Raw genomic sequence first — 21,511 nt, forward strand, 5'->3', positions numbered from 1 at the left:
CGAAATGATCAGGGTTATAAAGCAATCTTTGTACACCCTTAGGGATTCGAACCCTAGACCCACTGATTAAGAGTCAGTTGCTCTACCAACTGAGCTAAGGGTGCTCATTTCGTTTTTGCGAGTGCAAAGGTATTACTTTTTTGCGAATTAACCAAACTTTTTTTCTTTTTTTATTCACAAATAGGTTTGCTATTTACGGTATAATTATAAATGTTTAATATAACTATATGATAATATGATGATTACAAACGACATAACTTTATGAGGATACTATCTTTTTTATGTATTCATAAATATCTTTCTCTCTCAAGATGTAAGAACTTACTTTTCTGATATACTTTATTTGGGGATTTACATTTACTGAGCAGAAGAACAGGAAAAGAATGCGATACCCTATCTATTCATATTTTTTTTACCGCTATCTAAATCATAATACTCCCTTGTTATTCCATAACTATGTAAAAGATTTTCGTCATCTTGAAATCAATATATGGTCATTTGGCTTCGAAGAGATGCCCACTTGGCTTGCAAAAGGTGCCCTTTAAAGCTCTTACTAACGCCCTTTTAGACCCCAATTAAGCACCTTTTGAAAACAGATTTGTAACTAATTGATTTTATGTTTGTTACAAAGCCACATTTTCTTTCTATTTTTGATTACAAGTATAGGTTCTTTTGCCGACCTCATGTAAAGTTATTTCATATTGCGCCAATCATCGTTCGCAATATAGAAAAAGACAAATCGTCAACAATACAATATGCAAAAAGCATCTACGCCTTTAACGAAAGATCCTTATTTTGCTCTTAAAACATTGATTATTTCATTAAAAAAGGATGAAACCTGCAATAGTTTCATCCTCATACCATTCTTATATAAAAATCTTCTATTATACATTATATTGATGCAAATCAACAAACTTTCCACGCTCACGACGCTCGTCTATCAGACGCTGTAACTTTGCGTTACGATGAGGTGCTATCCATTTTCTCGCAAAAATATTAGGTATAGCAACACCCAAAGCGATGCAAAGTAACACCAAAGAACCATTGATCGTAAACGTCATAGCATGTGTTACCTCCCCAACAACACCATGCATTCCCATAAAACCATAAAGTGCACGATACATAAGTACACCAGGTACAATAGGGATAACAGCAGGAATAGTGATACACTGGTGTGGTGTATGGAGGAAATGAACAGCTTTAATATTAATTATTGATATCAATGCTGAGCCACAAAGCGAACCAACAACAATACCTAATCCAAGTCCTACACTCCCTGATGAAGGCTCAAGGAATACGAAGTTTCGGGTACAAACACAAATAATACCACCCACAGCAATCCAAGGCATTAAACGATATGGAATGTTATAAATTGTTGCAAAACCCATAGCTGAGATTGCAGCTGCAATAGCATAAACATAGAAGGAGTGATGTGGGATTGTAGATAGATTTTTTACGAAGCCATCAAAGCAACCGCATTTAATTGCCAACATAATACCAAACGACATTGAGACAACTATAAGCATTGTGTTCATTGATCGGATTAGTCCAGTATTTATATAATTGTCTAACAAGTCATTAACTGCATTTATTAAAGGAACACCTGGCACAATGTAAAGTGCACAAGCCAAGAGTGGATGCCATGGAGTATGCGTAAACAGAATTGGACGTAGAAATTCAGGAAGTACCGCTTGAACACTTGGTGTTGAAATGAAAGATGATAACCAAGCGAGTACTGTACTTACGAAGGCTGCTACAGCAAAGTTTGCATAGATGTTTGAACCAGAATGATTCAAAAACATACGCAAACGATTACCCAGAATAGCAGCAATTGAAGCATAGCAAAAGGCAGTCCAGTCACAACCGAATTGAATACAGAAACCACCGCAGGCAAGTCCTGCACCAATAGCGATCATCCAGTCTGTATAATAGTGTTTACCATGGGCAATCTTCTCAAGTTCTTCTTCGTACTTATCCAATGAATAATCCTTTTGGATAGCACGCCATGAGAGTTTTGAGACTTCTTGAATAGCAAGCATATTAATTACATGCTTATCACAACGCTGCATCTTAGAGAAGCTATGAAATTCGTCACTCACATTTACCTGCAACATATAATAATCAATATTCATGTGTAGGTTCTCCTTTGGCAGTCCCAAATAAGCTGCGGTACGCTCCATGTTTCTTTTAACACGACTCGTATCTGCTGAACTTTCCATGAGGATTTGTCCGGTGCGAAGAAGCAAATCAAGTTTTCTACGAAGGGTTTTCTTGGAACAATCCATCTGTTTTTCGTCCATACAAAACAATCTTTTAATATTAAAAACTGTTGCAAAGGTACAACTTATTATTCATATTGGAAAATTACACTACTAAAAATCAAATCTTTAGCTTAATTATGATAGCAAAATATGCAAACAAGTATAATACCTGATAACGACAAACAAATAGACTTTATTTGTTCTAAAGCCACTCAAATGCTTTCTTTTTGAATTGAATCTTACACTCTTTTCACTCAGCCTTGACATCCTCTTTGCTCCCTTTTCACGATGCATAGACAAACTGCAAGTGTGCCGTCAATAATATACGTTGATTACCCAATGTTCTTTCTGCATTATACTTACGGACTATGAAAACGACAAGCCATACTTAGTAGGACGACACGCCAGTTCGTTTCACAGCGATGCATGAAACAATAAACTCAGGTCTTCTTCTTTCAGGCAAATCATGATAGCGAATATTATACATCCTCTCAATTATATATTTGTACTCATAGTAGAAATATTATTGTATTGTATATCAAATAATTACAAATTTGAATGTACAAATACAACCAATATTAATTCTATTTCACTTCTCCTTCTCAGAGACTTAGGAAGACATTTCAAACAAGTGAGAAACTTTAGTAACTTTATTTAAGGTGGGTTCTATTAATTAACTTTGTCATATTTCAGATTCTCTTCGAGAGCAAATTGATAGGGAACAACGAAGTTATGCGGACATAAAGACTGCGTAAACTGGCAATTTGCTCTCGAAGAGAATCTGAAATATGACAAAATGTAACCCAGGATTTAATCATTTAATTTCAGTGGGGATTGATAGAACCCACCTTATACTTCTGCAGGAAAGTATCTGCTTGCGTATTGCCGAGTTCCTTAGCCTTTTGAATATTTTTCAGACCTTCTTCTTTCTGTTTACTCTCACATTGCGCAATACCAAGAATAAGATAGGCATCAGGCAAAGAAGCATCAAGTTGGATTGCTTGCTGAGCAGCACTAATAGCAGCATCTATTTTATTCAGACGTAACAGGAGACTTCCTGCCTCTGTTGGATACAAGGCTTCCTTTGGGTCAAGTCGTGAGGCAATAAGAATATCCTGCAATGCTTGCTGCCACATACGAGCTTTCACTTCACACTGTTCGCGCATGTAATAAAAAGCGGCTCCAAGACGTCCCTGATTAAAATATTCATAGGTATAATAATCCTGCACAGCCTTGCGAAACTCTCCCATCTTCTCTAACTGCTGACCACGTGTATAAAAATATGGTGCAGAAGTAGAAACGTATGGTGTATCGCATAGTTCGATACTCTTATTAAGTAAGTCGAGAATCTCTTGGTCAGTAGCCCCCAAATGCTGACGACTCTGTGCCATCTCCAAGTAAAGTTCTGGATTATTAAACTTAGTCTTTGTTAGTGCTTCAAACTCTGTATATGCCTTTGCATAATCACCTTTTGCAAAGATAATCTGTGCCTGAAGATGTCTATATGCATCATTAGCTTTAGTTGATTGAGCTTTTTGAATCTCGTCTAAAGCTTTGTCAAGTGTCCAACCAACTGACTTTGTTTTTTCTTCAGAGTCCTGAGCAAGTGTACCACGATAAATAAGACGAGCATAGTTATAATGTGCTTCATCCTTTGCTGTCACCTTTCTAACAGCAGTTTGCATCGTCTTATCAGCATTAGCAATCTCACCCTTAGCTATCTGAATGTTCGCTAAAGCATAATAACCATCATTTGACTGTGGGAACTTTGCTATAAAATCATTGACAACAGCTTCATGTATGTTGGAAGGTTTTTCTGAGGAAAGCATCAATGCGACAACAGCCTCTTCTATCTTATTGGGTAAACCTATACAGATTCCACTTTGTCGAAGGGTGATATCGTTCTGTGATAGTCCGTTAACAGTAAAGTCATTCGCATAGTTTACATCTGTGGAACTCTGTGAATCACCTGATATATTGAACAAACCGATAACCTGTCCTTTCGTATTAAAGACTGGGGCACCATTCAACTTATCAGTAGCCGTAGACTTCAGAATAGCATAATTATACTTATCCATAAACTTTTCAACGTTTACCACATCAGCCTTCTCTGCATTGCCACTCTTTGGCATAGGCGTAATCCAGACTTCATCATTAGCCGAAACAGTTGTTGTCAAAGGAGCAGCAATAGTCTTACCATTCACTTGGAATTTAACAATATCATAAATCTCATTGGCACCAAGCAGACACTCCACTTCGTGTTTCTGTCCTTTAGCATCAATAATGACAGCCTTATCTGCCCCAATAAAGGGTTTCCAAGGGCTAATAGCAATACCGTCCGTACTGATACATACGCCATTAGATGTTGCCAAAATACTACCATCTGCTTTAAAAGTGGTCAATATAAAGGCCGCATCTGCAGCTTTCTTCACGGCACCAGGCTGAGCAGAAATGTTTGTAGAGATACCCAAGACGAGGGCAATGGTCAAAATTAAAGTTCTTAGTTTCATGTTCATTCTTTCTTTCATTGTATATTTTTAGCAAGGTGTTATTTTTTTCTCTTACTCAATTCTAACAATTCACGAGCATTCTGTAAAGCTGCATCAGAAACATCAGCGCCAGAAAGCATCTGTGCAATCTCATTCACGCGCTGCTCTCCAGTTAATTCACGCATGTGACTGTGCGTTCCTTCTGCGGTTTCTTTCTTCTCTACTTTATAGTGCGAACTACCCAAAGCCGCAATCTGTGGAAGGTGAGTAATGGAAATTACCTGACGGTTGTTGTCTCCCATTTCCTGCATGATAAGTGCCATCTTCTGCGCAATCTTACCACTTACACCTGTGTCAATCTCATCAAAAATAATGGTTGGTAACTTAACTGCCCCACTTACCATTGCCTTCAATGACAACATTACACGAGCAATCTCACCACCAGAAGCTACCTGTGCAACAGGTTCCATAGCCGTACTTGTGTTGGCAGAGAAGAGGAATTGGACCTTGTCACCACCATCCATTGCCAAAGGCTTAGGCAACAACTCTACCTTAAACCTGACATTCGGTATTCCAAGCGGAATAAGACGACTACTCATTTGTTCCTCAACCGTCTTGATTGCCTCACGCCTGAGTGCAGTCAACTTCTCTGCATGCTTCTCACATGCTGCACGCTTTGATTTCACTTCTTGCTCAAGCAACTCCAATTCTTCATCGCTGTTGTCAATATTCTTTAGTTGTTCAGCAATGTTATCACGAATCTCTATGAGTTCTTTCTCTGTAGAAACGTGAAACTTCTGTTCAAGTGTATTCAATAAATCAAGCTGCTGGTTTATGCTATCTAAACGAGAAGGATCAAAATCAATATTCTCAACTTCACTCCCAATCTCACCTGCAATATCCTTCAGTTCTATATGTACTGATGATAAACGCTGTTCAAGTTCTTGTGCCTTAGGATAAACCTTCTCAACATTTCCAAGATTATCAAGACTCTGTCCTAATTTGCGAAGGATTCCGTTATCATCGTCATTCAAAAGATTATCCGCCTCATAGAAAGCCGTTTTGATATCTTCTGAGTGTGAGAGAGTTTCACTTTCTTGTTCAAGTTCTTCTTGTCTGCCTTCTATCAAGCCTGCACTCTCCAACTCACTGAACTGAAAACGCATGAATTCTTCATTTTCCTGAGCTTGTGAAATATGCTCTTTAACATCAGAAAGACGGTGTTCTGCTTCTTTATAATCTTCATAAGCTGAACGATAAGCAGCCAATTCCTTACCATCTTGAGCAATAATATCCACAACATTCAGTTGGAAGTCATCTTTTTGCAACAAAAGATTCTGATGTTGTGAATGAATATCTATCAACTGTTCACCCAATGCACGCATCATCTGCAATGACACTGGAGTATCATTGATGAAGGCACGTGACTTGCCGGTAGATGTCAGTTCGCGACGAACAATGGTATCTTCTAGTTCAAAATCAATATCATGCTCTTCAAAGAAGGATTCAAAGCCATAGTTAGAGAGGTCGAAATGTGCCTCAATCGTACATTTCTTTTCTCCTTGCTTTATCTGTTTACTATCAGCTCTATTGCCCAATAATAAACCGATCGCCCCCAAGATAATACTCTTTCCCGCACCAGTTTCACCCGTAATAACAGAGAAACCCGAGTGGAAAGTAATATCCAACTGATCAATCAATGTGTAGTTTTTTATATATAGATGTTTCAGCATATATTTGCTAATTATAATAATTGAAGTTAAAGAATAGGATTCTTTCGCTTTACTATGAAGCTGCTATTGCTTTATTTTATCCCATGTAATATTCTGACTGGCATTAATACCAAATAGAATATCGTAGACCAACTCCTTTTCTTTTTGTGTTCCTTTGCCTTTGTATATATTAGCTAATTCATCCTTCTTATAGTCTGTCCATATTTGTGGCAACATACTTATTGGACGATTCTCATGTGCTTTCTTTAACCCATTCTCCAAGGCTGATGTAATATTTGTACGTCCACGTTCAACATTATTAGCCATCTCGTCCAATCCAGTCCTATAATAATCATACTGCAATTGACGGAAAGGCTTCATCGCACCATCAAGATAATCGTTAATGATAGCAAATCGGTTACGGGAATTATCAAAGGCTTTCCATCCTGTAAAATTAAGATTCTGTGCATTATTCGTAAGAATCATACAACGTTGTAGGATATCTTCTCCACCCATAGGAGAGAATGAATCCAAATTTAATCCTATAATAAGGTAAGCATAATAAGCTATCAGAGCCGTCAGCTGATTATCGACATTCTCCTCATTAAACTCAATTTGATCAAACTGAGCAAAGGTGAAATTAAAATCACCATCTTGATTATTATAGAGCGTAGAACTATAGGCAGCATTATAAACAGGGCGGTTTGCTTGTATCAAAGCAGAACAAGTAAAGAGGTTGCTACCTGGATCATACTTACTAACAGTAATATTAAAGTTACAGTTTATACGTTCATTTCTTTGAAACTGGTAATGAGTCCATTGACGTGTATTAATAAACTGTTCCAAAGTCTGTTGCAGATTCTCAAAGACAGAAGCATCCGTGCCCTGAATCTGATTATGATTCACGGTTACTTTTGCATTTAGCTCTTGAGCTGCTAACTCTCCTTTAGAGAATAGAAACAAGCTCGTCAATAATATCACGAGCCACTTCAGTCTTTGGTTTCTTGGCATAACTCTTCTTACCTTCTTTGTTGATAATCATTATTTGGTTATCATCTGTTTGGAAAGTTGTCCCTGGAATCCTCGTAGAATTCAAAACAATGAAGTCAGCATTCTTCTTTTCCAACTTTCTTTGGGCATTACTCTCTTCTTCATTCGTTTCCAAAGCGAAAGCAACAATACGTTGCTTTTCTCCTTTCATACTACCGATAGCTGCAGCAATATCCTGCGTAGGCTTCAGTCTTAACAGCAAGTCGTCACCCTCACGTTTAATCTTTTGCTCCGCAACCTCCTCTGGTCGGAAGTCGGCAACCGCAGCACAAAGTATTGCTGCATCACATCTTGGAAATTCTCTTACTGCAACATCATACATTTCCTTGCAGCTTTCAACATCAACTCGTTGAATACCATCAGAGCAAGTAAGACTTACAGGTCCTGCAACGAGCACAACCTTTGCTCCACGTCGGAAACATTCTTCTGCTAAGGCAAAGCCCATTTTGCCAGAAGAATAGTTGCCTATAAAACGTACAGGATCAATTTTTTCGTATGTAGGACCAGCTGTAATAAGAATCTTTTTATCTTTTAAATCTTCTGTATAAGATTGATTTTCGACAGAATCTGAGAAGAAGTTGTCCAAAGCTTTAACAATATTCTCAGGCTCTTCCATTCTTCCTTTTCCTTCAAGACCACTGGCAAGATATCCACTACCTGGCTCAATAATATGATTGCCAAAGCTACGCAGGGTTTCTATGTTCCTTAGTGTTGAAGGATGCTTATACATATCCAAGTCCATCGCAGGTGCAATGAAGACTGGTGCTTTCATTGAAAGATAAGTAGTAATTAGCATATTGTCAGCAACACCATTAGCCATCTTTCCCAACGTTGCAGCAGTACAAGGAGCAATAACCATTACATCTGCCCATAATCCAAGGTCTACATGAGAATTCCACGTACCATCTTTCTGCGAGAAAAACTCACTTATAGCGGGCTTATGGGTCAATGCTGACAACGTGATTGGAGTGATGAATTCTTTGCCAGCAGGTGTGATAACTACCTGCACCTCTGCCCCACTCTTTATCAGTTCACGGATAATAAGACAACTTTTATATGCAGCAATAGAGCCAGTTATACCTAATACTATTTTCTTCCCTTTCAGCATTACCTTACTTATTATTAAACTCTCTTAGGCGAATACGTGTCAAAATCTGCTTTGTATTATAAGTAAAATCACTTGCAAGCATCCAACTATAATAACCTGGGTCTTTGTGTAATACCTCTGCAACATCCCAGCCTTTGTACTTACCAAAGTTAAATACCTCATGACGACGTGGCTTTCCCGAAGCATCTAAAATCTGATTACCATCCTTATCCGTCATATCACACCATATTATACGACCCGCAAAGTCAACAAAGTCATTCATGCGTGAGAACTCTGCAAGCTCATCCATGTCGTTATTCAACATACGGTCTGCTTCCTCCTGCTTGCCAGGTGCATACATCTCAAGTTCACCCTGCAACACACGCCATGTAGCCTCAGTATCCTGATCAGCCTTATGTGCTTCAAAATCATCTTCCATCTTCTTACCACAATAGAATTTATAGGCGGCAGCAAGATTACGACGTTCCATCTTATGATAGATATTCTGTGCATCAATCAGTCGACTTTTTGAGAAATCAAAGTCAACACCTGCACGCAGAAATTCCTCGGCCAACATTGGTACATCAAAACGATTAGAATTAAATCCTGCAAAATCACATCCAAGAAACTTTTCAGCTAATTCCTTTGCTTTCTGCTTAAAGGTTGGTGCATCAGCCACATCAGCTTCAGAAATACCCGTCAACAAAGTTACCTCTGCAGGTATAGGCTTCTCGGGATTGATAAAAATATTCTCTCTTTCTTCCTTTCCATCAGGATAAACCTTGATGAAAGAAATCTGGATAATACGATCGTTTACAAGGTCAAGTCCTGTCGTTTCCAAATCGAAAACTATCAAAGGCTTTGTCAAATTCAGTTTCATACGTCTGTATATAGCCCTATATATAATTAGAAAGGAGAATGGCTATATAGAAGATACACAGCCATCCTCCCGATAAAATCTATTTAACTTTTTTCTTAATCGTTCAACAGCATCGGCATAATAAGCATGAGAATATCCTCATTCTCTGGCTGAATACCTGGTACGATAACACCAGCACGTGATGGGTCGGCCAATTGGATAACGACATCATCACACTCAAGGTTGTTCAAGATATCAAGCATACTTGAACCCTTGAAGCCAATGCTCATAGGATTGCCACCATACTCGCAGGTAACGTTCTCCTTAGCACTTGTTGCGAAGTCAATATCTTCTGCATTCAACTCCAACAAACCTGCTGACACGTGAAAACGAATCAGCTGCGAAGAATCACTTGCAAAAGGTAAAACACGGCGCAATGCACCAATCAATGACTTACGATCAATAGTAAGTTGATGAGGATTATCCTGTGGGATTACGCTATTATAATTAGGATACTTACCCTCTATCAAACGACAAGCAAGATTTCCTTCAGCAAAAGAAACCTCCGCTGAACGCTCATCAAAATGGATGACAACGTCACCACCATCCTTTGAAAGAACATTCTTCAACAATGAAGCTGGCTTCTTAGGAAGAACAAATGATGCAGGGATATCACTCTTAATAGAAAAAATCTTATTTCTGACAAGCTTATGACCATCGCTGGCTACAACAACCAAACCATCTTCCTTCAAGTCGAAATAAACACCATTCATTACAGGGCGAAGCTCGTCCTGCGCTGTTGCAAATAGTGAACGTGTCAAACTATCAGATAATTTATCAGCCTGAAGTGTAATGGTTGTGGCATTATCCGATACAGGCTGAGCTTTTGGATATTCATCAGCACCAAGAATTGGGAACGAGTATGAACCATTCTGATAGGTAACATAAATATTCATCTCATCCAAATTTGCATCCAGTATCAAAGGCTGTTCTGGGAGTTCCTTCACAGCATCAAGAATTGTATGATGATTTACAACAAAATCACCTTCGCCTTCACAACTCTCAAGATTCAATGTTCCGCGCATGACATTCTCACTATCTGATGCGGTAATAGTAAGCTGACCACCATGAACTTCAAACAAGAAGCAATCCAAGATGGGCAGAGAATTCTTGCTATTAATTACTCGAGAGAGAGTCAACAACCGGCTGCTCAATGCAGTGCTTGAAAGGTTAAATCTCATTAGTATCTATTTTAGTTAATATTCTGTTACACTTATTAGATATCCAGACGGCCGAAACAAGTCCACTACCATCTTTCAACTTCATCGTACAAAAATACAAAAAAGGGACGTGAAAAACAAAAATTAAGTATAAAAGTTTCGGTTTTTAGAACTATTTTAGTAATTTCGCAAACAGAATAAAGTAATAAAATAACCAAAACAAGTAAAATAAATGGATATACAAGGAAAAGTAATCGCTGTTCTTCCTGCACGTGAAGGAACTTCAGCACGAGGACCATGGAAGTCACAGGAGTATGTGATTGAGACACACGACCAGTATCCTAAGAAGATGGTTTTCAACGTCTTTGGTGCTGATAGAATTGAGCAGTTTGCTATCAAGGCTGGCGACGAACTCAATGTTAGCTTTGACATTGATGCACATGAATACAATGGTCGTTGGTTCAACAATATTCGTGCATGGAACATTCAGCGCGTTGATGCTACGGCAGCTATGGCTGGTGCACCTGTTGCTGCTGCGCCTGTTACACCACAGCCAGATTCTGCTGCGCCACAGGCAACTCCATTCCCTCCTGCACAGCCTGAAGAGAACTCTACAGATGACTTACCATTCTAATAGAATTGTGATTTTTCAATATAAATTGACAGACTCTCTAATTTAGCGAGTCTGTCTTTTTGTTTTATGAGACTTTGCCTTAGGAGGAAAAGGTTGGGAAATAGGTACACAAAAACTAATAATAAAACTCTTTCCAAACATTGGAAAAAAGTAATACCTAATAAGAAATATCTTTTACCTAAAATACAATATTAGTTTTGTTTTAAGTTGCTGTCACTTTTAACATTTCATATATCTTGCTGTAATATAACAAGGTAAGTGTCTATTAGAAATGATAGGAATGACAGAAAATTAAGTTTATGGATTGTCGGTAATACGAATTCGGCTAATTGATATAGATACTTTGCTGGTTCTTCAGAAATACGGAATGATGAAGTAAGTTACCCGATATAATAGGACACACAGAGAAAAGGAGAGTATGGAGGAAAACATTATCATCCAACATTCAACACTAAACATTCAACACCCATCACTCTTAATACTTGAAGTCCCATTCTTCTACCATGATACAAATGAACTAATCTTTTCACCTGGATAAGGCTATGTTATAGAGAAAGCTTGTGGATTGTCCCTAATTTGATAAGTTAATCCGTTAAGGCTTCGTTCTGATGTTTGATTGTAATCTCACGCTGTGGGAATGGTATTTCAATACCATTGTTGTTCAGCGTTTCATAGATACATTCCATGATAATGGCAATATCATTTGCTTGGGTGAATACGTTTAGCCAAACAATAATCTTAAGAGTAATACAGCTATCATCAAAGCTATTAAGTCTGATTATAGCATCTTGCCCCTTCTTTGTAACACCGAGTTTGTTAATTGCATCAATGAGTAATTCTCTAACTTCTTTTATGTTAGTTCCGTAAGCTACTCCAACTTCAAGTACTCCCACCTCATAACCATTGTTTTTGGTCATATTCTTATAATTCTTGGTGAATAGTTGTGAATTTTGGAAAGCGATAACAGAACCATCAAGGGCATCAATCATTGTTGAAGTATAGTTGATTGAACTTACCTTACCACGTATGCCATCGCAGATGATATAGTCACCAATTTTGATTCGCCCAGCCATCAATGATATACCATAATAGATATTCTCAAGAATATCTTTCATGGCGAAACCGATACCTGTTGATAGACCACCAGTCACTACTACCAACCATGTACTGCTGACTTTGAAGATGCCGAGTGTAATCAAGAGCCAAGCACCCCAAACCACAACTTGCAGGACATTGATATACATCGTTGCACGTGCTTCAGCCGTAGAGGGGTCATTATGTTGCAAGTATAACTTTATAGCGTCGCGAATAGTTTGGTTCAGATAATTAAAGATGAACCATAAGATAGCTACAATCGCTATCGAATAGACACTAATCTGTATCTTGTCAGAATCGATAAAGTTCGTGCGGAACAAGTCCCAAGTTAGCCCACTAAGATTAAATACATCCGTAGCCCAATAAATGGCAATAATAACAGAAATTACTAAAGCTGTCGGTATGAGGACAATATCAATAAGGCGAATAAGCCAAATTTTTGTTGATGATAGATTCTTAATTGGATGCTTCTCTCTGTACTGGTTCAGATAATCTTTAAAGAAAGCAATCGTAAGGATACAAGCTAACTGCATAGACCACCAGATTATTACCTGCACAGCTAACATTGTATATCCAATCCATGCACTTATAAGTGAGAAGATGAACACAAATTGAGAAATATAGGCAAAGTTCAAGTCGTAACGTGGTACCAGTCTATGGTACTTGTAAATCATTCTCGCCTGCCATAATGCATCAATGAATAATAGTGGCGTGAACAGTAACGTTACAACAGAGCTTGGAAGCATCACGATACGAAAAGCAATGACACAGAAGCCTATCATAATGAGTGGATAGTAAATGCGGTAAGCATTATGGGTTTGTGAACCATCTACACGTAGGAGCAAGGAAGCAAAGATGACGGACAGCATCCATGTATATTCTAATAAGAGGCTGCATGCCATGTGCACGAAGTTAGAGGGCGAGAACAATCGTATGATAACAAGGACAATGCTAAATGTGACGACAGAAGCAAGCATGATAATACAAGTACGCTTGGCAAGGAAGGCTTGACTTTTCTGTCCGAATCGATTGGTCTTCATTACTCTTGTTACAAGGAAACGGATACTCAGATAGTTGATGAGAATGGCTATCAACCCATAGAGAAGAATCATACTAAAGAGAGTAATAATCCATCTCACATCCCATTGTGATACTACGAGATTGTTTGGAGTGTATTTCTCAGAGAGCGTAGTGTTCATCTGACTAATATGGAAACCTGCCGTCTTGAGGAGTTTAAAATAATTGTCTTCAGCGTTTGTGAATATGCCAGATTGAATTTCATTATATCGTTTTTGTGCGTATGCATCAAGTGCCTGCAACTGCTGCTGACTATATTTGTAGTATTGGATGAATTCTTGATAAGAGTCATTGCGCTCCTTTAACATTCTTCGGATACTTACAGCAAGGGTAAGACATACATTGCGGTCAACTTTCATCTTAGTACTTAAACCGAAAGTGTACATCGTACTAAGTACGTTGACAAGCGAATCGTAACGTGCAATTTCTTCATTACTTTCCGTAATAAGGTCATGGAAAGGTCGAGTCTTTGTTTGGAAGTCTTTCCAAAGCTCTGTTGCCTGTTGGCAAGCATAGGTAAGGTCAAAAATGTTGTCAGTCTTCTGTGAATAGAGCATCAATGACACTTGAGCAGATTTTTCTCCAATTTCCTTCAGCTGATTTGCCACCTGTTCGGTAACATATCTTGAATTATTCAGCTGTTTCGTCTGTTCAAGATGCTGTGCTATCAATTCTTGACGTAGCACTTGAAGCGAACTTTTTAGAGAATCCTCTTGTAGTACAGCACTTGCTGGAAGTATGAGGGTATATAGGAATATGGTGATGAAGAATAGCTTTTTTCGCATATCTGTTTTGTTGTAAAGAATATTTTCTTTGATTATCTCAATGAACGCAAAGGTACGGAAAGTTTGTCATTTAGACCTATTTAATAATGTAAAATGATACTAAAGATGTATTTGTTTATGCTTTTCTTTGGTCATAAGATATATAAATGGAAAAAATAATGTAAGTTTGCAGAAAAAAACATACTATGATATTGATTGCCGATAGTGGAGGCTCCAAAACTGATTGGGCATTGGTTAGCTTGCCAACAGATACCTATAAGTGCGTTCTGAAAGCTCGCACACAAGGTTTTAACCCTTTTCACCAGTCTAAGGATTTCATCTTGATGACTTTAAAGCGAGAGCTAATGCCTGAGTTGTACAAGGCAGCAAACCAAAGTAACATCTTTTGTAATCAGGCGGATATAGCCAACAAGATTACACAAGTCGTTTTTTATGGAGCAGGATGTACAAAGGCTCTATCGTCCACCGTGAGTGAAGCATTAGCTGCTGCGTTTCCTTCTGCTTTGATAAAAGTGGAGACTGATTTGTTAGGGGCAGCTCATGCTGCGTGTGGACGTGAGGCTGGTATAGCCTGCATTTTAGGTACTGGAGCTAATAGCTGTCAGTATGATGGCAAACAGATAATGGCAAATATCCCCCCATTGGGTTATATCTTAGGAGATGAAGGAAGTGGAGCGGTACTTGGGAAGTTGTTACTAAATAGTATATTTAAAGGTGATTTATCGGAGGAGATTCGTGATTTATATTTAGAGTGGAGTGGACTGACCTATTCTGAAATCATAGATAAGGTTTATCGTCAGCCACTTGCAAATCGTTTCTTGGCAAGCTGTTCAAGGTTTATTAAAGATAATCTACAATATACAGAATTAGAAACCTTAGTAAAATTGAATTTTGATAATTTCTTTCAAAAGAATATACTGAAATATTCTAATACATCTCTTCGCTCAATTTCTGCAGTTGGCGGTGTTGCTGCAGCTTTTGAAGAACAATTAAGAAAAAGTGCTGGTAGGTTCAATTATCAAGTTGATAAGGTGCTTGCCTCTCCCATTGATGGATTGATAGAATATTATGGTTCTATAACGAATCGTGTGGGTAAATAGTTTTTTCCTTGCCAGCGTTCCTTTGTTTTATGGCTTTATGACTGAGAAGAAGAAGACGGATTAATCTACAAATATAAAGGAGTTTGAGCTAATCAAACTTCTACACACCTCCTGTTTATTCTTAGTATTACAACATTTTGCTCACAATTCATCCCCTGTCATCCATATATCATAGTGAATTTAACCCTCCGCACATGTGGTGTTAACCCTCCGCACCATATGTGCTAAGCACCAGCACAACATGTGCAGAGTATCAGCACCGCAGCAAATGATGGTAAACATTCACGAATATCGTATGAAATAAGACCTTAAAACATCCTTTTCCGTTGGCTAAAGTGTAAAACGCTAAAACTAAACTGAACAAATAACTTCTTTCTATGAATACAACAGATATTATTCTAATCGGGTCAAACAACCCACACGAATCGTTATAAAGCCAATATCATTCTTAGTTCATTTATTTTTACATCAGTTGATTGTTTGATGAACGTATAGATACACTCTGTTAGGTATCTTGCAATCAAGGGATAGTAAATGTGCTGCATAGATAAATTGTTTTTGCTGTGTTGAGACTTAATCTGCAAGGCGTTTGCAAAGTGGAGTTTGCAAAAAGTGGTATTTTTTCTACTTATTTTGCGTACGTTCTCAAATATTTTTGTATCTTTGCACACGTTTTAAAACAAGTATACTTAGAACAAGATTGAACAATTAAATTATAGCTATATAAAGTTTATGTATTTCACACTTTTTGTTACCGTTTTGATAACGGCCGCATTCTTGGTAGTAGCAGCTTATGCTATTGCTAAGTGGATTGGTCCGCGTTCATATAATCCGGCGAAGGGTGAGCCTTATGAGTGTGGTATCCCGACTTACGGAACCTCTTGGTTGCCAGTGCATATCGGTTACTACCTCTTTGCCATTCTTTTCTTGATGTTTGACGTGGAAACCGTATTCCTCTATCCATGGGCTGTTGTTGTAAAGACATTTGGACCACTCGCACTTGCTACGATTGGGTTCTTTATGCTGGTATTAGTATTTGGTCTTGCGTATGCTTGGCGGAAAGGAGCACTTGAATGGAAATAAGAAAGCCAAAAATCAAGTCTCTTCCATACGATGAATGGAAAGACAATGACACGCTTAGCAAGATGGCAAGCGAACTGAACGATGGTGGGACTAACCTCGTTCTCGGAAACTTGGATCAGCTTATAAACTGGGGGCGTAGCAACTCTCTTTGGTCACTCACCTTCGCTACATCATGCTGTGGTATTGAGTTTATGTCTGTAGGTTGTGCACGTTACGACTTCTCTCGTTTTGGTTTTGAGGTGACGCGTAACTCTCCACGTCAGGCAGACTTAATTATGTGTGCGGGTACCATTACAAACAAGATGGCACCAGCTTTGAAGCGTCTTTATGATCAGATGGCTGAACCAAAGTATGTAATTGCTGTTGGTGGTTGTGCTATCTCTGGTGGTCCGTTCAAGGATAGTTATCACGTTATGCGTGGTATTGACGAGATTATACCTGTAGATGTTTATATCCCAGGTTGTCCTCCACGTCCTGAAGCTATCATTTATGGTATGATGCAGCTTCAGCGTAAGGTTAAAGTTGAAAAATTCTTTGGTGGAACCAACCATAAGCAAACTACTGAGGAGCGTGAGTTGGGTAAGAGTAATGCTGAACTTATCTTCAGTGAGAAGTTAGGTATCAGTCCTGAAGAGATTAAAGAAAAGCGTGAAGCTGCTTGGGATGAATTAAAGAAACCTACTCCAAAGCCAGCACGTCCTGTGGTGAAGCCAACTGCTGCTGCAAAGCCTGATAATGCTCCTGCTAAACCAGCAGAGACTACAACTTCTTCTTCTGAACCTGTTGCACCAAAGAAAGATACGATTGTCGTTAACCAACCTGTAACAAAAGAAGATGTTGAGAAGTTGGGAAAGGAAATTGATCAGATTGATGCTGCAAGCAAGACTTCGGACGAGACTTCTACTAACAAATAATATATAAGGTACGCGAGAATGAAATTAGAAAATAAAGAATTCGGTTTTGATAGCTTTGCTTCAGAAATGGCAAAGCTAAAGAATGAGAAGCATTTCGATTACCTTGTAACTGTTGTCGGCGAAGACTTTGGTGCAGATGAAGGTCTCGGATGTATCTATATTCTTGAGAATACAAATACGCATGAACGTTGTTCAGTCAAGCAACTTGCAAAGAAAGTCGGAGAAGAATCTGTTATTCCTTCTGTCTACAACATTTGGGCTGATGCTGACCTGTTAGAGCGTGAGGTCTATGACTTCTATGGTGTTAAGTTCCTCGGGCATCCTGATATGCGTCGTCTCTATTTGAGAAATGACTTTCAAGGTTACCCACTCCGCAAGGATTATGACATGAATCCTGAAAAGAACATGTATACTACGGAGGATGATATAGAACTCAATACGACCTCAGAGTGGAATCTTAATAATATTGGTGAACTTGTTGAAACACAGCATCCGTTGTTTACTGATGATAACTTCGTTGTGAATATTGGTCCTCAGCATCCATCTACCCATGGTGTGCTTCGTTTGCAGACTGTGCTGAATGGTGAAACTGTAACCAAGATTTATCCACACTTGGGTTATATCCACCGTGGTATTGAGAAGCTTTGTGAGCAGTTTACATATCCTCAGACCTTGGCATTGACTGACCGTATGAACTATCTGTCAGCAATGATGCATCGTCATGCACTCGTTGGTGTTATTGAGGAAGGTATGGGTATTGAATTGTCGGAACGCATCCTTTACATCCGTACAATTATGGATGAGTTGCAGCGTATTGACAATCACCTACTTTACACATCTTGTTGTGCTCAGGACTTAGGTGCTCTCACAGCCTTCCTCTATGGTATGCGTGACCGTGAACATGTACTGAACGTAATGGAGGAGACAACGGGTGGTCGTCTTATCCAGAACTATTATAGAATAGGTGGTTTGCAGGCAGACATTGATCCAAACTTCGTTTCAAATGTCAAGGAACTTTGCAAATACTTACGTCCAATGGTTCAGGAGTATTTGGATGTTTTTGGTAATAATGTTATTACCCGTAAGCGTTTCCGTGATGTAGGTGTTATGGATGAGCAGGATTGTATTAATTATGGTGTAACTGGTCCTGCTGGTCGTGCAAGCGGTTGGAAGAATGATGTGCGTAAGAACCATCCATACGCAATGTATGACAAGGTTGAGTTTGAGCAAATTACCTTGACACATGGTGACTCTATGGATCGTTACTATTGTCATATTCAGGAAATTTATCAGAGTCTTAATATCATTGAGCAGCTCATTGATAATATCCCTGAAGGTGAATTCTATATTAAACAGAAACCAATCATCAAGGTTCCTGAGGGACAGTGGTACTTCTCTGTTGAGGGTGCAAGTGGTGAGTTTGGTGCATATTTGGATTCACATGGAGACAAAACAGCATATCGTTTGAAGTTCCGTCCTATGGGTCTAACACTTGTTGGTGCTATGGATAAAATGTTGCGTGGTCAGAAGATTGCCGATTTGGTGACAACTGGTGCTGCACTCGACTTTGTTATTCCTGATATTGACCGCTAACAAGGTTATCATTAAAGTAATCAATTAAGAATTAAAATCATACTATGTTCGATTTTAGAATAGTAACAACATGGTTCGATGAGTTGCTCCGCGTCACTTGTGGCTTGAGTAACTTTTGGACCGTTCTGATTGAGTGCGTTGCGGTGGGACTGGCAATACTTCTTGCTTATGCTCTGCTTGCAATCGTGCTTATCTTTATGGAACGTAAGGTCTGCGCCTACTTCCAGTGCCGTATCGGTCCTGTCAGAGTAGGATGGTGGGGTACCTTGCAGGTCTTTGCCGATGTGTTGAAGATGTTGATTAAGGAGATTTTTGCTGTTGATAAGGCAGACAAACTGCTTTATTATTTAGCTCCTTTCTTGGTAATCATTGCATCTGTCGGTACATTCTCTTTCCTTCCTTGGAATAAGGGAGCTAATATCTTAGACTTTAATGTGGGTATATTCCTTGTAACAGCTATTAGTTCAATTGGTGTTCTTGGAATTTTCCTTGCAGGTTGGGGTAGTAATAATAAGTATTCTGTCCTTTCTGCTATGCGTGGTGGCGTACAGATGATTTCCTATGAGTTGTCTTTGGGACTTTGCCTTATTTCTGCTGTTATCCTTACCGGTAAGATGCAGATTTCTGGTATTGTTGAAGCGCAAACAGGTCCTTGGCAATGGCTGATAATACAAGGGCATATCCCTGCCATTTTGGCTTTCCTTGTGTTCTGTATTTCTGGTAATGCAGAGGCTAACCGTGGTCCATTTGACTTGGCAGAGGCTGAGAGTGAGTTGACTGCTGGTTACCATACAGAGTATAGCGGTATGGGGTTTGGTTTCTACTATTTGGCAGAGTATCTTAATCTTTTTGTTGTATCAGGAATTGCAACTACTGTATTTTTAGGTGGTTGGGCTCCTTTGAACATTGGTTTAGATGGCTTTGATACTGTTATGAATTATATCCCTGGTCTCGTTTGGTTCCTTGGTAAAACATTCGTAGTAGTATTCTTGCTGATGTGGATTAAGTGGACATTTCCACGTCTCCGTGTCGATCAGATTCTGAAATTAGAGTGGAAGTATCTTATGCCACTATCATTGGTTATCCTCGTGTTGATGACCGTGTGTGTAGCAATGGGTTGGACATTCACTATTAATGGTTAAAGAGAATGGAAGATAAAAAACAATCATATTTTGGTGAGGTCGGGAGCGCAATCAAGACACTTGCTACAGGTATGAAGGTGACAATGAAGGAATACTTCACACCTAAATCTACCGAGCAGTATCCTGAGAATCGCAAAACAACCCTTCACGTCGCCAAGCGTCACCGTGGCCGTTTGGTCTTTAAGCGTGACGAGGAAGGAAATCACAAGTGTACTTCTTGTACAATGTGTGAGAAGGCTTGTCCTAATGGTACTATCAAGATTCTTTCTGAGATGGTTACCAATCCAGAGACAGGTAAGAAAAAGAAGCAGCTCGTTGATTATGAGTATGACTTAGGTGATTGCATGTTTTGTGAGTTATGTGTGAATGCCTGCAACTTCGATGCAATTGAGTTTACGAATGACTTCGAGAATTCTGTCTTCGATCGTTCTAAGTTAGTTCTTCACCTTGATAAAGAAGTCTATGAGGGCGGTTCACTGCCAGGACTTATTGAAGGTGGTGCTGACTGGAAGGTTGGAACATTCAATACTAAAAAGAAATAAAGGTTTAGAGATATGGCAAGATTAATTATGTTTGCGGTACTCGCCGTTATTATATTGGCTTCGGCCGTATTCTGCGTATCGACGAAACGTATCATGCGAGCTGCGACAGCATTGCTGTTCGTACTCTTTGGCGTTGCAGGTCTCTACTTCCTGCTTGATTACACATTCCTTGGTGCTACCCAAATCAGTATTTATGCTGGTGGTATCACAATGATGTATGTTTTTGCTATCCAATTGGTAAGTAAGCGTACATTGCAGGGACTTTCTGAGCGTTGGTTAGGAAAGCGTACTTTCCTTGCAGCCTTCATAGCTTTAGTTGGATTTGGAACAGTAGTACTCGTTATGTTGAAGAATGAAGTTCTGCGTCAAACTGTTGTGAACGGTGATTCTTTATCAAATGAGGTTACAATGGAAACCATTGGTCATAACTTGATGACAGCTGATAAATATGGTTATGTTCTCCCATTCGAGTTCATCTCTGTATTCCTTTTGGCTTGTATTATCGGTGGCTTGGTTATTTTGAATAACAAAAAGAAGGAGGAAAGCAAATGATACCAGTAGGATATTTCTTTGTCCTTAGTGGACTCTTGTTCTTTATCGGAGTATTTGGTTTTGTAACCCGTCGCAACCTTATTGCAATGCTTATCTCCGTAGAGTTAATTCTCAATAGTGTTGATATCAACTTTGCTGCATTCAACCGTCTGCTCTTTCCTGATGGATATGAGGGTATGTTCTTCACACTCTTCTCTATCGGTGTAAGCGCTGCAGAATCAGCTGTTGCACTCGCTATTATCATCAATGTTTACCGTCTTTTCCACAGCGATCAGGTGAACAGTATTGAAAATATGAAATTATAAAGAGAAACAAA

17 protein-coding genes and 1 tRNA gene are annotated in these 21,511 nt (G+C 38.9%); 9 read left to right on the plus strand and 9 right to left on the minus strand.

Annotated features, from left to right (window positions below; genetic code table 11):
- Positions 1 to 31: 31 nt before the first annotated feature.
- The 8 genes from J5A56_RS10620 to dnaN form a co-directional block, all read right to left on the minus strand.
- A tRNA-Lys gene (locus J5A56_RS10620) sits at positions 32 to 104 on the minus strand.
- A gap of 780 nt (positions 105 to 884) precedes the next feature.
- Positions 885 to 2,300 (minus strand): threonine/serine ThrE exporter family protein, encoded by a 1,416-nt coding sequence (locus J5A56_RS10625; protein WP_021672273.1) that lies wholly within the window; start codon positions 2,298 to 2,300, stop codon positions 885 to 887.
- Between the two features lie 785 nt (positions 2,301 to 3,085).
- A complete protein-coding gene (locus J5A56_RS10630) occupies positions 3,086 to 4,789 on the minus strand; it encodes a tetratricopeptide repeat protein (RefSeq protein ID WP_021672271.1) in 1,704 nt (567 codons plus the stop codon).
- Positions 4,790 to 4,809: 20 nt separating this feature from the next.
- The gene (gene recN / locus J5A56_RS10635) at positions 4,810 to 6,483 is read right to left on the minus strand and encodes a DNA repair protein RecN (protein WP_021672270.1); all 1,674 of its coding nucleotides are present in this window, start codon (positions 6,481 to 6,483) and stop codon (positions 4,810 to 4,812) included.
- 63 nt (positions 6,484 to 6,546) lie between these two features.
- Complete coding sequence (locus tag J5A56_RS10640; protein WP_231370820.1) at positions 6,547 to 7,473, minus strand: DUF4835 family protein; 927 nt, start codon at positions 7,471 to 7,473, stop codon at positions 6,547 to 6,549.
- Positions 7,409 to 8,620, minus strand: a complete 1,212-nt coding sequence (gene coaBC, locus J5A56_RS10645; RefSeq protein WP_021672268.1) for a bifunctional phosphopantothenoylcysteine decarboxylase/phosphopantothenate--cysteine ligase CoaBC — start codon at positions 8,618 to 8,620, stop codon at positions 7,409 to 7,411. Before coaBC ends, J5A56_RS10640 begins: the two co-directional genes overlap by 65 nt.
- Positions 8,621 to 8,624: 4 nt before the next feature.
- A complete protein-coding gene (locus tag J5A56_RS10650) occupies positions 8,625 to 9,479 on the minus strand; it encodes a 3'-5' exonuclease (protein ID WP_021672267.1) in 855 nt (284 codons plus the stop codon).
- Positions 9,480 to 9,574: 95 nt separating this feature from the next.
- Positions 9,575 to 10,699, minus strand: coding sequence for a DNA polymerase III subunit beta (dnaN, locus tag J5A56_RS10655; RefSeq protein ID WP_036920061.1), 1,125 nt, complete (start codon positions 10,697 to 10,699; stop codon positions 9,575 to 9,577).
- Positions 10,700 to 10,910: 211 nt separating this feature from the next.
- Here dnaN and J5A56_RS10660 point away from each other — a divergent pair, with 211 nt between their 5' ends.
- Positions 10,911 to 11,312, plus strand: coding sequence for a DUF3127 domain-containing protein (locus J5A56_RS10660; protein WP_021672265.1), 402 nt, complete (start codon positions 10,911 to 10,913; stop codon positions 11,310 to 11,312).
- A gap of 584 nt (positions 11,313 to 11,896) precedes the next feature.
- Here the strand turns inward: J5A56_RS10660 and J5A56_RS10665 are convergent.
- Positions 11,897 to 14,269, minus strand: coding sequence for a mechanosensitive ion channel family protein (locus J5A56_RS10665; RefSeq protein ID WP_021672263.1), 2,373 nt, complete (start codon positions 14,267 to 14,269; stop codon positions 11,897 to 11,899).
- A gap of 185 nt (positions 14,270 to 14,454) precedes the next feature.
- Here J5A56_RS10665 and J5A56_RS10670 point away from each other — a divergent pair, with 185 nt between their 5' ends.
- The 8 genes from J5A56_RS10670 to nuoK all read left to right on the plus strand — a co-directional run bounded on the left by J5A56_RS10670 (position 14,455) and on the right by nuoK (position 21,500).
- Positions 14,455 to 15,369, plus strand: a complete 915-nt coding sequence (locus tag J5A56_RS10670; protein WP_021672262.1) for a hypothetical protein — start codon at positions 14,455 to 14,457, stop codon at positions 15,367 to 15,369.
- A gap of 732 nt (positions 15,370 to 16,101) precedes the next feature.
- The gene (locus J5A56_RS10675; protein WP_013264896.1) at positions 16,102 to 16,452 is read left to right on the plus strand and encodes an NADH-quinone oxidoreductase subunit A; all 351 of its coding nucleotides are present in this window, start codon (positions 16,102 to 16,104) and stop codon (positions 16,450 to 16,452) included.
- Positions 16,443 to 17,366: an NADH-quinone oxidoreductase subunit B gene (locus J5A56_RS10680; RefSeq protein ID WP_021672052.1), complete on the plus strand. Its 924-nt coding sequence runs from the start codon at positions 16,443 to 16,445 to the stop codon at positions 17,364 to 17,366. Before J5A56_RS10675 ends, J5A56_RS10680 begins: the two co-directional genes overlap by 10 nt.
- Before the next feature lie 18 nt (positions 17,367 to 17,384).
- Positions 17,385 to 18,959: an NADH-quinone oxidoreductase subunit C gene (locus tag J5A56_RS10685; protein ID WP_021672053.1), complete on the plus strand. Its 1,575-nt coding sequence runs from the start codon at positions 17,385 to 17,387 to the stop codon at positions 18,957 to 18,959.
- Between the two features lie 44 nt (positions 18,960 to 19,003).
- Entirely contained in the window at positions 19,004 to 20,101 is a 1,098-nt protein-coding gene (nuoH, locus tag J5A56_RS10690; protein WP_021672054.1) for an NADH-quinone oxidoreductase subunit NuoH, read from the plus strand.
- Between the two features lie 5 nt (positions 20,102 to 20,106).
- Positions 20,107 to 20,643 carry a 4Fe-4S dicluster domain-containing protein gene (locus J5A56_RS10695; protein ID WP_021672055.1) on the plus strand — a complete coding sequence of 179 codons (537 nt, stop codon included), beginning with the start codon at positions 20,107 to 20,109 and terminating at the stop codon, positions 20,641 to 20,643.
- 12 nt (positions 20,644 to 20,655) lie between these two features.
- Positions 20,656 to 21,195: an NADH-quinone oxidoreductase subunit J family protein gene (locus tag J5A56_RS10700; protein WP_021672056.1), complete on the plus strand. Its 540-nt coding sequence runs from the start codon at positions 20,656 to 20,658 to the stop codon at positions 21,193 to 21,195.
- The gene (gene nuoK, locus J5A56_RS10705; protein ID WP_021672057.1) at positions 21,192 to 21,500 is read left to right on the plus strand and encodes an NADH-quinone oxidoreductase subunit NuoK; all 309 of its coding nucleotides are present in this window, start codon (positions 21,192 to 21,194) and stop codon (positions 21,498 to 21,500) included. Before J5A56_RS10700 ends, nuoK begins: the two co-directional genes overlap by 4 nt.
- Positions 21,501 to 21,511 lie beyond the last annotated feature (11 nt).

The organism is Prevotella melaninogenica, from assembly GCF_018128065.1.
Lineage (GTDB): Bacteria > Bacteroidota > Bacteroidia > Bacteroidales > Bacteroidaceae > Prevotella.

Bases quoted from the DNA above. Each gene is read 5' to 3' on its own strand.
- nuoH (WP_021672054.1), top strand. From the start codon at position 19,004: ATGTTCGATTTTAGAATAGTAACAACATGGTTCGATGAGTTGCTCCGC.
- J5A56_RS10650 (WP_021672267.1), bottom strand. From the start codon at position 9,479: ATGAAACTGAATTTGACAAAGCCTTTGATAGTTTTCGATTTGGAAACG.
- coaBC (WP_021672268.1), bottom strand. From the start codon at position 8,620: ATGCTGAAAGGGAAGAAAATAGTATTAGGTATAACTGGCTCTATTGCT.
- J5A56_RS10670 (WP_021672262.1), top strand. From the start codon at position 14,455: ATGATATTGATTGCCGATAGTGGAGGCTCCAAAACTGATTGGGCATTG.
- J5A56_RS10625 (WP_021672273.1), bottom strand. From the start codon at position 2,300: ATGGACGAAAAACAGATGGATTGTTCCAAGAAAACCCTTCGTAGAAAA.
- nuoK (WP_021672057.1), top strand. From the start codon at position 21,192: ATGATACCAGTAGGATATTTCTTTGTCCTTAGTGGACTCTTGTTCTTT.
- J5A56_RS10685 (WP_021672053.1), top strand. From the start codon at position 17,385: ATGAAATTAGAAAATAAAGAATTCGGTTTTGATAGCTTTGCTTCAGAA.
- J5A56_RS10695 (WP_021672055.1), top strand. From the start codon at position 20,107: ATGGAAGATAAAAAACAATCATATTTTGGTGAGGTCGGGAGCGCAATC.
- J5A56_RS10700 (WP_021672056.1), top strand. From the start codon at position 20,656: ATGGCAAGATTAATTATGTTTGCGGTACTCGCCGTTATTATATTGGCT.
- J5A56_RS10630 (WP_021672271.1), bottom strand. From the start codon at position 4,789: ATGAAAGAAAGAATGAACATGAAACTAAGAACTTTAATTTTGACCATT.
- dnaN (WP_036920061.1), bottom strand. From the start codon at position 10,699: ATGAGATTTAACCTTTCAAGCACTGCATTGAGCAGCCGGTTGTTGACT.
- J5A56_RS10665 (WP_021672263.1), bottom strand. From the start codon at position 14,269: ATGCGAAAAAAGCTATTCTTCATCACCATATTCCTATATACCCTCATA.
- J5A56_RS10675 (WP_013264896.1), top strand. From the start codon at position 16,102: ATGTATTTCACACTTTTTGTTACCGTTTTGATAACGGCCGCATTCTTG.
- J5A56_RS10640 (WP_231370820.1), bottom strand. From the start codon at position 7,473: ATGCCAAGAAACCAAAGACTGAAGTGGCTCGTGATATTATTGACGAGC.
- J5A56_RS10680 (WP_021672052.1), top strand. From the start codon at position 16,443: ATGGAAATAAGAAAGCCAAAAATCAAGTCTCTTCCATACGATGAATGG.
- J5A56_RS10660 (WP_021672265.1), top strand. From the start codon at position 10,911: ATGGATATACAAGGAAAAGTAATCGCTGTTCTTCCTGCACGTGAAGGA.
- recN (WP_021672270.1), bottom strand. From the start codon at position 6,483: ATGCTGAAACATCTATATATAAAAAACTACACATTGATTGATCAGTTG.